General features: G+C 41.8%; 9 protein-coding genes and 1 tRNA gene. 3 read left to right on the top strand and 7 right to left on the bottom strand.

The features are described from left to right. Positions 1–23: 23 nt before the first annotated feature. Together I8748_RS23620 and I8748_RS23625 are read right to left on the bottom strand one after the other, a co-directional pair. Positions 24–1034 (bottom strand): glycosyltransferase family 2 protein, encoded by a 1011-nt coding sequence (locus tag I8748_RS23620; protein WP_198126978.1) that lies wholly within the window; start codon positions 1032–1034, stop codon positions 24–26. A gap of 14 nt (positions 1035–1048) precedes the next feature. Further along, positions 1049–1753: a C40 family peptidase gene (locus I8748_RS23625; RefSeq protein WP_198126979.1), complete on the bottom strand. Its 705-nt coding sequence runs from the start codon at positions 1751–1753 to the stop codon at positions 1049–1051. A gap of 22 nt (positions 1754–1775) precedes the next feature. On the opposite strand from I8748_RS23625, the gene I8748_RS23630 reads away from it, so the two are divergent. Continuing rightward, entirely contained in the window at positions 1776–2714 is a 939-nt protein-coding gene (locus tag I8748_RS23630) for a serine hydrolase (RefSeq protein WP_198126980.1), read from the top strand. Between the two features lie 458 nt (positions 2715–3172). After that, complete coding sequence (locus I8748_RS23635) at positions 3173–4039, top strand: hypothetical protein (protein WP_198126981.1); 867 nt, start codon at positions 3173–3175, stop codon at positions 4037–4039. A 117-nt stretch (positions 4040–4156) separates the two neighbouring features. Here I8748_RS23635 and I8748_RS23640 read toward each other — a convergent pair whose 3' ends face one another. The 5 genes from I8748_RS23640 to I8748_RS23660 all read right to left on the bottom strand — a co-directional run bounded on the left by I8748_RS23640 (position 4157) and on the right by I8748_RS23660 (position 9654). Further along, positions 4157–5491: an ABC transporter substrate-binding protein gene (locus I8748_RS23640; protein ID WP_198126982.1), complete on the bottom strand. Its 1335-nt coding sequence runs from the start codon at positions 5489–5491 to the stop codon at positions 4157–4159. Between the two features lie 172 nt (positions 5492–5663). After that, positions 5664–5755 (bottom strand) — tRNA-Ser (locus tag I8748_RS23645). Positions 5756–5904: 149 nt separating this feature from the next. Then, positions 5905–6837, bottom strand: coding sequence for a 15-cis-phytoene synthase CrtB (crtB, locus tag I8748_RS23650; protein ID WP_198126983.1), 933 nt, complete (start codon positions 6835–6837; stop codon positions 5905–5907). Beyond that, a complete protein-coding gene (gene pds / locus I8748_RS23655) occupies positions 6821–8260 on the bottom strand; it encodes a 15-cis-phytoene desaturase (RefSeq protein ID WP_198126984.1) in 1440 nt (479 codons plus the stop codon). Before pds ends, crtB begins: the two co-directional genes overlap by 17 nt. A gap of 434 nt (positions 8261–8694) precedes the next feature. Continuing rightward, positions 8695–9654, bottom strand: coding sequence for a phytanoyl-CoA dioxygenase family protein (locus I8748_RS23660; protein WP_198126985.1), 960 nt, complete (start codon positions 9652–9654; stop codon positions 8695–8697). 597 nt (positions 9655–10251) lie between these two features. Between I8748_RS23660 and nagZ the strand changes: the two genes are divergently transcribed. Then, positions 10252–11340 carry a beta-N-acetylhexosaminidase gene (gene nagZ / locus I8748_RS23665; RefSeq protein WP_198126986.1) on the top strand — a complete coding sequence of 363 codons (1089 nt, stop codon included), beginning with the start codon at positions 10252–10254 and terminating at the stop codon, positions 11338–11340. Positions 11341–12102: the final 762 nt, after the last annotated feature.

Genomic DNA, 12102 nt, shown 5'->3' on the forward strand with positions numbered 1-12102 from the left:
GACTGTTGACTATTATTGTCACCTTAGTTAACATTTTTTGCTATCACCTCCCGCACGCGATAGATGGGGCGACCTTGGGATTCATGGTAAGTACGCATGAGTAACTCTGCTAGAAGACCGAAGCAAAACAGCTGTACTCCGGTCACTAACAACAGTACTGCCAAAATCAGCAAAGGACGATTGCCAATGTCTTCGTGCAAAGCCAATTTTACAAAAGTTAGGTAAATACCAATCACCGTCCCTGCCACCATTGAACTTAAGCCCAACAGCCCGAAAACATGCATTGGGCGTGTGAGGAACTTTTTCATAAATAAAATGGTTAGCAAATCCATCAAAACGCGGAATGTGCGTGACAAACCATACTTACTCCGACCAAAGCGGCGGGCGTGATGTCGCACAGGCATTTCCGTAATTCTCGCACCTTCAATGTAAGCTAAAGCAGGTAAAAAACGGTGTAATTCTCCGTAGAGATTCATGTCTGCCACGAGTTCTGCACGATAGGCTTTCAAAGAACAGCCATAGTCATGAATATATACGCTAGTAGTACGCCGAATTAGCCAGTTAGCAATTTTAGAAGGAAGTAACCGATTGACCGCTCCATCTTGACGTTTTTGCCGCCAACCGCTCACCAAATCGTAACCTTCTTCTAACTTTGCCAACAACATGGGAATATCCGCAGGATCATTCTGGAGGTCAGCATCTAAAGTGACGATCGCTTTGCCCAAAGCATAATTAAACCCAGCCGCCATGGCCGCAGTTTGCCCATAATTACGACGTAAAATCACCGCTTTTAAATCATTGCGGATTTGCGCTTGGGCTTTGAGAAATTCCGCAGAACCATCTGTAGATCCATCATCCACACAAATAATTTCATAACTCAATTCACTTCCAGCTAAACTCGATGCGATCGCCTCCAATAAAAGCGGTAAACTTTCCACTTCATCGCGCACCGGCACCACCACCGAAACATCTGGAACAATTGCTAAAATCGTCCCATTCTCTTGAGCAATTCCTCCAGAAAACCCACTCCTCATATTCCTCAGCGTCCTCAGCGTCTCTGTGGTTCGTAACTCTTAATAACTCTGCCAGCACCTCGCAGTTGCTGATAGTATAACTGACTGACCGTATCTCCCTGTTCCGAGAGAATATCAATACCAATTCCATTTCGTCCTTGGGCTTGCCCGGAACTATGGATATAATAACCATCTGCCAAATAAAGACCTACATGGGTGGCTTTTTCGGGAGTGCCAAAAAACACTAAATCTCCTGCTGACAATTCAGCAATAGCAATTGCTTGAGTAAAACCTTCCTGCTGATAGGCATCTCTGGGTAACCAAACACCCACCGAGGCAAATGCTGCTTGCATCAAGCCAGAACAGTCATAATTTGGCCCCACTGTACCACCCCAAAGGTAATAATTTGACTGTTGCATCGCTTTTTGAGTGAAAGAGATCACCTCTGGAAGCAGTTTCTGAATGTCATATTGAGAAAATGATTTAGCCTGATAAAGTACAGTAGCAGGTTGTATGAAACCTAAATCAGAAAGGGATAGCCACCCTGGATAGTCATCCTCACATAAATACACCTCAACTGCTGAATCCTGATGATTTGATGTTACCTGTAAATGTCGCCCAGCAGCGGCTTGAGTTGCCAAACGCGTACATTCAGGAGAATCATATAAATTTAGGTCAGCAAGACACTGGTATTCTCCCAATTGGGGATTTGAGATTTGGGATTCAGGATGAGAAGGCATTATTTTAGGTGAATAGCTAACAATGGTTTTCTTTAGAAAAGACGAACAACTCGAAAATTTTGGTAATGGCATTTTAGAGGCCACTTGGGCAGCATTTCCAACCTTAGCTCGTAACCAAATTGCCCTGACTTGGATAGTTTACGATCCGCCAGTACCAGTCAACACTGGCGGCGCATTGACTCCAGATGCTTTTTGGAATCACCCAGTCCGTGGTTTCAGTTATCGCGGTGTTGAGCGTATTTACCCTGCCAGTGTAGTCAAGCTATTTTACTTAGTGGCAGTCAACGAATGGTTAGAGAAAGGCATGAGCCAGACTTCCAAGGAGTTAGAGCGAGCCTTGCGCGATATGATTGTTGATTCTAGCAATGATGCCACCAGCTTGGTTGTAGATATTCTCAGTGGTACTACATCAGGACCGGAGTTACCTGTGGGCCCATTTGAAACTTGGAAATATCAGCGTCATATTGTCAACCGCTATTACCAGTCTTTAGGTTGGGAGGAAATGCAGACAATTAACGTTTGCCAAAAAACTTGGGGTGATGGCCCCTATGGAAGAGAGCGGGCGTTTTATGGGGAAATGTTAGAAAATCGCAATATGCTGACGACAAATGCGATCGCTCGCTTACTGCATAGCATAATTGGTGGGGTAGCGGTTTCAAGTGCGCGATCGCAAGCTATGATGGCTTTACTCAAACGTAGTCTTAATCCTGACGATTTACCTACCGATGTAGAGGAAGACCAAATCACAGGTTTTTTAGGTGGTGGACTCACCCAAGATGCTCAAATTTGGTCAAAAGCAGGTTGGACAAGTCAAGTTCGCCACGATGCGGCGTATATTGAGTTACCAGAACAGCGTCCTTACCTCTTGGTGGTATTCACTGAAGGTAAAGCACAAGCCAAAAGCCGCGCTATTTTGCCTTTTGTCTCGAAGTTAGTTACCGAAGCAATTGCTAGTCTCTAAGCAGCCTTTGCTAGTTAGTGCATATACTGGAGTGGAATTACAGGAGAACGAGAATAATTTTCCATGTAAAATTGTTGTTCTCCCTGTTTCCCTCCTATGATGGCAATTTTGTTGTTACAGAATGATTTTGGATTGCGATATATTTTCTAATTGTTGAAAACCACAATAGCTATAGATATTATAGTAACCAGCGACGCAATTTTTTGATTATCTCTTCGAGAGAATAGCGGCTTTAGTCTCAAGCAAAAAAACACAAATGAAGGGTATAACCCAGTTGATTTTTATTCATCTTTAAACTCAGAGTATCTTATTTTATGAATTGACATAGAAACTTTGATAATTCTGTCCATATATGGATGTAATAATCAATTTTCTGGGTTAAAGTTTGAATATTGTCCAAATTCGTGGAATCAAAACCACAGAATATATATTGTGGCAATATTCTGTTAGGAGTGAATGTGAATACTATTTTTCTTCGTAAAGGTGTTTTGTTGCCAAGTTTAGCTGCTGTTGCAGTTCTGGGTGGTAGCTTATCTGCTGCTGCTCAGACAGTTGACAATATCAGCAGTGAGCAGCTAACTGAGCCTTCGGCAACTGTAGTGTCTCCCAACCAGTTGAATGCTCAACAACAGACCCCAAGTCAAAACTTCTCCACTGAAACAACTGCCAACTCTACTTTTTCAGTTGATAATCAAGCAATAGAATCTGATGCTACTGCGTTGCAGGAATTGCCTAGTACTACCACAGCAGAAACTGCCAGTCGAACATTTACGCCTGTTCCAGGAACAGTAGCAACTTCATCATCTGCACTGACGCCTAAGTATACAGAACCAGGTGTTGAAACTTCTCAAACGTTGGCTCCCAAGGTGGCACAATCGGATATTGATGTCGGCAGACCTACCCGTGGTGGCAGCAGCTATATTGGTGTTGCTGGAAACATTGGTTTGGATGGTGGTCAATCATCCTTGGGTGATGGCAACTTCGCAGCTGTTAGCAAAATTGGGCTAACAAATTCCATCTCATTTAGACCTTCGGCGGTGTTTGGGGACAATACCACAATTCTCCTTCCTCTATCTTACGACTTTACCTTCCAGCAAGCAGATCCATTTAGTGAACCATTAGCGATCGCACCTTACATCGGTGCTGGTGCAGCCATTTCAACTGGTAATGACTCGCAAGTAGGCTTTTTATTATCTGGTGGTATCGATGTGCCTCTAACTACGCAATTTACAGCAACCGCTGCTGTAAACGCTGCATTTTTCGATGAAACCGATTTAGGTTTGTTGATAGGAGTTGGTTATAACTTCAATGGCTTTGGCTTTTAGAAGTTGAAAGTTGAGAGTTAGGAGTGACTAATTTAGTTAATAGTTGAGAGTTAGGAGTGACTAATTAGTCAATTTATAACTCCTAACTCCTAACTCCTAACTTTTAACTCAGCACTCCTAACTCTTAGTTGGAGTCACTTTGTCAATGGCTTTAATTTTGCCATCTTCTCCTACTGTCCAGACATCGTAGACGCCGATGACATCACCGTTAGCATCAATGTCTACGTTGCCGCTAGCTCCTTGGTAGTTAATCTTTTTACCTTCTTTAAGTAACTTCAAACCTTCACAGACATCGGTCACTTCTGTACCAGGGCCAGCAGAAACTTCGCGGATTTTGCTAGATATGCCAACCCCTGTGTTATCCTTGGCAGATTGCGCCGCCAAAACCAATAACGCCGCAGCATCCCAAGCTTGGGGAGCATATTCCCCAGGTGAACTACCATTTTTCTTGTCTTTCCACAGCTTGTTGAAAGCTTCTAATGCTTTACCATCGGAACCGGGCACTGTACCAAGCGCTCCAGTTAAAATATATTTGCCGTCAGGGCCTTTACCAACTTGTTCGGGGAAGGTGGGTGATTTTACCCCATCTGTCAGCAGAATTTGTACTCCCTTAGTCAAACCTTGTTGGTAGGCAGTTTTGAGGAGCAGACTACCTGTTTCAGCATAAAGAACAGCAACTACCGCATCTGGTTTACCAGCAAAAGCAGCAGCAGCTTCGGTGTCAAATGTTTGGGCTTTGGGGTCGTAGCGGACTGGATTGTTTTTATTTACTACTGTGCCGCCCAATTTCTCAAAAGTTTCTACAAATGCTTTTTCAAACCCAAGACCATAGTCGTTGTTAATTACAACTGTGGAAACTCGCTTGAAACCTTTTTTATTAGCTAATTGGGCTAAGGCTAGAGCTTGGTAGGTATCTGGGGGAGCTGTACGCGCCCAAAAACCTTTATAGTCCCCTTTTTGCGCCTTTTCAGTAAATTTGGGACTGGTGCTACCAGGGGAAACTAGCATGACTTTGTTAGGAGTGGCAATAGAGATAGCAGCAGTGGAGACACTACTAGCAAAGGAGCCTACTACACCTGCTACTTTATCTAGAGTTGCCAGTTTGGTCATCCCAGCTGCACCAGATCTGGGATCGGTTTGGTCGTCTACTTGCACTAAGGTGACTGGTTTACCGTTTACTCCTCCGCAAGCGTTAACGGTATCGACGAGTAAAGGAACAGAACCGATCATTTGCTGTCCAATGGAGGCTAAGTCACCAGTGGTTGGTAGTAGAGTACCAATTTTTAGCCCTTCGGCACTACTGGTTGTAGACGTTGTGTTTGCTGCTGGGCTGGCGCTACTGCCAGGGGTGCTGTTAGCACTAGGCCCACCAGAATTCTCACAAGCCGCCAACAGAAAACCAGATGCTATGGTAGTTAAACTTAGGGCTAGGGCAGCACTAATTTTTCGCATACGTTACTCTCACTCCTCAGTTATAGGGGAGCCTGAAAGTAAGATTTAGACTAAATTTTCAGGTTAGTTCAATCTTAACAAGACTCCAAAGGTTAAATGATATCATCCCTATGGAGGTGTAAAAGTACTTGCTCTTAGATTAGTACTTCTTCTACGTTTCTCAGCTTGAAAACGGAGAGGGAGGGATTCGAACCCTCGGTACGGAGTTGCCTGCCGTACAACAGATTAGCAATCTGCCGCTTTCGACCACTCAGCCACCTCTCCTCGGTCACGAATATTAATGTTAGCAGATCTTTTCAGAAAAGTAAATAGTTAATTGTCAGTTGTCAGTTGTTGGTTGTCAGTTGTTAGTTTTTTCTTAGTCACCACTGACCACTGAACAAATGACAAATGACAAATGACAACTAACCTAATTACAGTACTTGCGATCGCAACCAAGCCAGAGGTAAAGAACGTAACTTTTGCCATTGGGGCACGTAGGCACGCTGAGTAAAGGCATTGTAATCGTTGCGCTCAATTACTCTTAAAATTCCACTGTAATGGGTCAGGGCAGCCCATACAGGCCAGCGGGCGTCAGAAGATAGATAAGAGATTCCTTTTTCTGCTTTGGTATAAAATTCTCGTGCCCGTGCTATTTGAAAGCGCATCAAAGACCGCCAGCGCTCATCGATTACACCTTTGAATAAATCTTCCTCTGTGTAGTTAAATCTTGCCAAATCTTCTAGAGGAATATAAATTCGCCCACGTCGCGCATCTTCTCCCACATCCCGCAGGATGTTGGTTAGTTGCTTGGCTATTCCTAAGGCTATTTCTTCTTCTATGGGAACATAGAGCTGTTGTTCACGGTTCCACGGAGATGTATTTCTGGGGTTATCCAACCCCATGACTGCCGTTGACATCAAGCCTACGGTACCAGCGACGCGGTAACAGTAGAGATATAAGTCCTCGAAAGTTTCATAGCGACTACGGTACAAGTCCATGCGCTGTCCGGCAATCATATCCCGAAAGGGCTGAATGTCCATTGGAAAGCGCTGGACAGTATCCGCTAACGCCACATCTAAGTTGTCTACTGGGTGTCCAGCAAAAATTGATTCCAGCCGCTGTTCCCATAGATCTAGGGTTTCTGGTGTTGTCATAGCAGATGCGGGGCCATCCACTAGTTCATCTGTACGGCGACACCAAGCATAAATTGCCCAAATTGCGGGACGTTTTTCCTTGCTCAGGAGCAAGGTACTGAGGTAAAACGTCGTGGAATACTTGGCTATGAGGTGACGACATAGGTTGTAGGACTCGTCTACTGAGACCAGCGTTTTCATGCGCGGGGGGGAATCAGACAGTTGCAGCATTCGTTGCAGGCGGTCGGGTTAGCGTTGGCAAGTGAGAAGGATTCGTCACCGGGTTGGCTTCAGCGATCGCCTGCGCTGTTAGCTTACCAGAAAGTACGGCACCTTCCATACTGGCTAAGTAACGTTGCATGGTGTAATCGCCAGTCAGATAAAAGTTGGCAATGGGGGTTACTTGCGACGGACGGTATTCTTGACGACCTGGGGTCGCTTTGTACACTGAACGCGGCGTTTTCACCACATGATATTTCAACAATTTTGCTGGATTTTCTCCTCCAAAGTGGTCGGGGAAGAGTTTTTCTAATTCAGCAATCGTGGCGCTGACAATTTCCTCGTCAGATTTGGCGATCCAATCTTTAGCTGGTGCTAGAACTAATTCCAGCATTGAGCGATCCGGATTAGCATATTCGCGACAAGTATTGCTCATATCAGCATAAACGCTGAGGAGTGGCGATCGCGAAAATAATAGGTGATCAATTTCTGTGAGTTTTCGATCAAACCACAAGTGTAAGTTAATCACTGGTACACCTTCCAAGCCTTCTAGCTTTTGGAAGAATTCCATTTGCTGCCAAGGTTGTGGAAGTATGACTTTCAGCGGATCAACTGGCATGGCAGATACATATAAATCAGCCGTGAAGACTTCATCTTCTGCACCATTTAACCCACGCAGCAGGAATCCCTTAACCGTGCCATCAGGATTCAGCAAAATCTCTTTCAAGGGGGCGTTCAGTCGTACTTCCCCGCCACGTTCGGTAATGTAATCTACCAAAGGTTGACACAATCGTTCTGTTGGGGAACCATCCAAAAACGCCATTTTTGAGCCATTTTTTTCTTGGAGGAAGCGATTGAGGGCTGTTAGCAGGATGGTAGCAGAAATTTCATCGGGGCCGATGAAGTTCAGTGATTTGCACATGGCAATAAAAACTTCATCATTCACCCGTTCGGGAATATTTTGCTTACGCAGCCACTCTGTCCAGGAGTATTTGTCCATGTCTTCAACGTACTTTTGCCCCTGAATCATCGCCGGAATCAGTCCTAGCCCAAATTTAATTTTTTCAGGCCAGGTGAGCATATCGTTATTCCGCAGAATTGCCACTATACCATTTAGAGGTGCTGGCAAATCGGGAAAATCAAAGCGGCTGTAAGTACCTGGTGCATTGGGCTGGTTGAAGATCATTGTATGTTCTTTCCATTGCAACCGATCTTCAATATCCAGTTCTTTGAATAGCTGCAACATGTTGGGATACGCCCCAAAGAAAATGTGCAGACCCGTTTCGTACCAGTCTCCATCAGAGTCTTTCCACGCCGCCACCTTACCTCCCAATACGTCCCGGCGTTCCAAGACAATGGGGGTGTGACCTGCGTCTGTGAGATATTTCGCGCAGGAAAGTCCTGCTAGACCAGCACCCGCGATCGCTACTCGCATTTAAACCTACTGTTCTTCAATATTTCTTAATCGTTTTGCCGTTCTCATTATACGTTGCAATCCGTTACATTTGGTATTCGTTGTGCGATCGGTTTCCCAAAAAAACTTATTTCAGGTATTTTACTTAGTACATACCGATAACAGCGGTCTACTAGCAGCATTGTTGATGACAGTTATAGAAAATCCATATAGTAATTTTGTATATGTTATTTTTCTGACATTACCTGTTAGTTAGTAGATATATGTCTAAACAGATGATGCAGTCGATTATAAATGAGGTCAGTAGCTTAATTTAATGAAATGTGAAATGAGCAAGTGCAACCCAGTGAAGAGAAATGATCAGAAAGACTCGATTTAACAGTTTTAAAGATAAAACCCCATATTCATGATCGAATAAGGGGAAAAGAATTATTTTTTCCTTTTGATTACACGAGCTATTCAATACACTTTAATAGAGAAGTTTCTCTAATGTCGTGTTGCATATTATAGTCTGTCGTCGCAAATTCTATTTGTAAAATTAAGCGGTCTTGATGAGTTGGAGGAATGCCTTTATGAAAACAAAGTGGATCTTCTACAAACCCAAAACCAGCTTTGCCACAAATCTTTACTAAAGAATCTATACCATAATAATCAATAATATCTTTGTCTGTTTCTCGTTTACGTAAACAAAGGTGTGATAACTTTTTCTGATTATGACTTCCACGTACACAGACATGAGGGCCAGACGTTTCATCTACATCAGTCAAATAAAAGAAAAATTTAATAAATCGATAATCATCCATGTCGTAGTGGAAAAACTGAGCCGCTTGACTTTGTTCGTGGTATGTTGTTTTTCCTGCAAAACTCCACCACAAATGATTTCCTTGGTGTACTGGTTGAGTATCTAAATACCTAGCAGCTATTGCTAATAATAAAGGGTCATTTTGTAGTTTTTTAATAGCTGGACATAGCAGACCTGTGTTGAAATAATTGCCTGTAGTAAAATGCTTCCTTAAGTTTTTTTCTACTTGTTCTTTTTGGTGATAATAAAAGCCTAAATTAGATTTGCGATTTCCATAACAAGCTGTTGATTTAGCAAATTCAATGATTTCTTGAACCATTTCTTGAGGAAGGTTAATACCTAAATATAAACCTTCAGTTTTTAATTTATTAACAACTCTATCTAAATGAATTTCTGCAAAACAAGAATTACTTTCATTTATGAATGTTAAATATGATTGAGATGAGCGTTTGAAGAAAAATAACATTATGGCTCTTCCAATCTTAAATCGAGCAACTTTACGCATCAAAAGCCATCTGGGATTTTGAGTTAATCCCTTGTAATTTTCATATAAATTTTCATAAATTTTTGTAAAGATGTTCTCCAGACAGTTATTTAATAGACTAGTGGACATAAGCTCCCTGAAATAAAAACAGCAACAAGCTATCGCACGAATATTTTTGTGAGTCTATACAATCGGTATTTATCTAAGTATTAATACGTAATGATTATATTTAAATGTTAATAGATAATGGTTAATTACGCTACAAAATTCCAGTCGGTTTATTATTTCTTTGTATAAAAAAGCAATTTTGTAAAGAGTTACTGAAAGATGAGGCAAAATAGTGCTTTCAAGTTTGACAAGATGATATTAATCTTCAGAAAAATGAAAATTAAGAGGTACTCCTTTTAGGATTTACGCAAAACTACACGCTCTTTGCAAGAATTTATGAATTGCTGCTATAGGAGAATAAGGTTTTCGGCTATTGCTTGCGTAAGTCTTGTCTCTGCTAACAGCACATGAGTTCATTTCAACTGAGTTTGTAAAGGCTACTCAAGGAGCAAATTGAGAGATGAAGCACTATTTTGACAGGGAACAAAATATCAGTTACACAAGTTAGTTCCCATTTACATTTATTTATAGAATGCTGCTTCAGGATGTAGGATCGGGGCTAATATCCTTAAGGTTGAAAATTTCAGTTGTTTGCTACACAACCGTAGGTAAAGCATTATGGCAGTATCACAGAAGTTACAGCGCTTTGGACACCACTTAATTTTAGGTATTTCTGGTACTACATTAAGTGATGAGGATAAACGTGCCATCAACGAATTGAAACCAGTTGGCGTGATCTTTTTCGCTAAAAACTTTCTCGATGGCACCCCCTATGAAGTTTGGTTGGAAAGCTTCCAGCAGTTAAACCAGCAGATCCGACAGTACGCTGAACGTGACTTGATGTTCATAACTTTAGATCATGAAGGAGGACGTGTTGTTCGCACACCGTTACCAATTACGCGATTTCCTTATGCTTTGTTGTGGCGATCGCACTCGCGCGAAGTAGCAAAAGCAACAGCTTTAGAACTAAAATCATTGGGGATAAATTTATCATGGGCGCCTGATGCAGATATTTTTTCTCATCCCCAAAACCCTGTTATTGGGCCTCGCGCCTTTGGTAACACTCCCGAAACTGCTGCACAAGGTGCGCTTGAATATTACTTAGGACTGCAAGAATCGGGAATTTTGGGATGTGCTAAGCATTTCCCCGGACATGGAGACACCAGCCAAGACTCTCACATCGAGTTACCATCATTGAATCTGAGTTTAGAAGATTTGCGAATTCGGGAACTAATACCTTTCAAAACTTTAATTCAAGCGCAGATTCCTTTGATTATGACAGCACATATCTTGTTTCCCAAGATAGATCCTGATGTGCCGGCGACGCTTTCCCAAGCTATTCTGAAAAACATACTCCGCCAAGAACTTGGCTTTGAAGGAGTGGTTGTATCTGACGACTTAGATATGAAAGCTGTGTCAGATATGTTTATCCAAAGTGGTACTGTAGCGAGAGCATTTCAAGCTGGTTGTGATTTGTTTATTGTCTCACGCAACATCCATTCAGCAACTTTGGAACGTACCTATAAAATGGCTGAAGATTTTGTAGATTCTCTAGAGAAAGGTAGCCTTGATGAATCTGTGGTGGAAGCAGCTAAAAACAGAATTGAGAAATTACTGGCGGTGACACCGCAATATTCAGTGCATCCTCTTGATAAGGATACATTGTTGCGACATGCAGAACTAGCGATCGCTTGCACTTTTCAGTAATTTTAGGCGGTTGGAGTGCGATCGCAGTTGCCAAAATCAACAGTGATATCGAAGCAACTGCGAATATTTGGTAATTTGGGCTTTTTAACGAAAGTTTACCAGTAACGTAGACCAGGGTTTACGCTTTGGTTGGCTTGTCTATTAATTGCGATCGTGAGCATTCCTGATCGTATACACAGTATCTACAAATGTAGATATTTTTTAGTCTCTGTTAAAATTGATACGATTACTGAAGGTTTATTAGCAAGAGAGGCGTGTTGCAATATCTTTTGAGCAGGCTATCATCACTTTACTCAAGATATCTAATTCTATTAAATGCAATCAATATACAAATGTAGAACGGAATGAGTCATTGTGAGTCACTATGACTCATCTGATTTTAAATCAAATACTTGACATTCAAAAAATAGTTAAAAACCTTAAAACCCAGATTGAGTAAAGGGTTTATCTGATTATGCTTTTTGTGTTTAAACGTAAGTTTGACTCAAAAACTAAAGTAATGAAAATTTTTCACAATTAATAATGAAAATCGAAACATGCAATGTTAAAATATCTTCTTAGATACCTGCAAAATAAAATACAGTCTAAAGTCATTAACCTTTAGACTGTTTGAAATCGAAGTCCTTTACTAGCTGGTAACTAGTAAAGAGACAGGTATTTTTTTCACTGAATAAAAGTCATTTTTTGAGTGATGCCGTCACTCAAAAACTGCATATGCAGCACAAAAAATTTATTTTCCTTAAGGAGGAAAAATGAAAATAA

Origin of the sequence: Amazonocrinis nigriterrae CENA67 (assembly GCF_016056305.1) — a bacterium.
GTDB classification, from domain to species: Bacteria; Cyanobacteriota; Cyanobacteriia; order Cyanobacteriales; family Nostocaceae; genus Amazonocrinis; species Amazonocrinis nigriterrae.

What these genes read in the sequence shown, in the direction of transcription:
- I8748_RS23620 (WP_198126978.1), bottom strand. Translation starts at nt 1,034, where the DNA reads ATGAGGAGTGGGTTTTCTGGAGGAATTGCTCAAGAGAATGGGACGATT.
- I8748_RS23625 (WP_198126979.1), bottom strand. Translation starts at nt 1,753, where the DNA reads ATGCCTTCTCATCCTGAATCCCAAATCTCAAATCCCCAATTGGGAGAA.
- I8748_RS23630 (WP_198126980.1), top strand. Translation starts at nt 1,776, where the DNA reads ATGGTTTTCTTTAGAAAAGACGAACAACTCGAAAATTTTGGTAATGGC.
- I8748_RS23640 (WP_198126982.1), bottom strand. Translation starts at nt 5,491, where the DNA reads ATGCGAAAAATTAGTGCTGCCCTAGCCCTAAGTTTAACTACCATAGCA.
- crtB (WP_198126983.1), bottom strand. Translation starts at nt 6,837, where the DNA reads ATGCTGCAACTGTCTGATTCCCCCCCGCGCATGAAAACGCTGGTCTCA.
- pds (WP_198126984.1), bottom strand. Translation starts at nt 8,260, where the DNA reads ATGCGAGTAGCGATCGCGGGTGCTGGTCTAGCAGGACTTTCCTGCGCG.
- I8748_RS23660 (WP_198126985.1), bottom strand. Translation starts at nt 9,654, where the DNA reads ATGTCCACTAGTCTATTAAATAACTGTCTGGAGAACATCTTTACAAAA.
- nagZ (WP_198126986.1), top strand. Translation starts at nt 10,252, where the DNA reads ATGGCAGTATCACAGAAGTTACAGCGCTTTGGACACCACTTAATTTTA.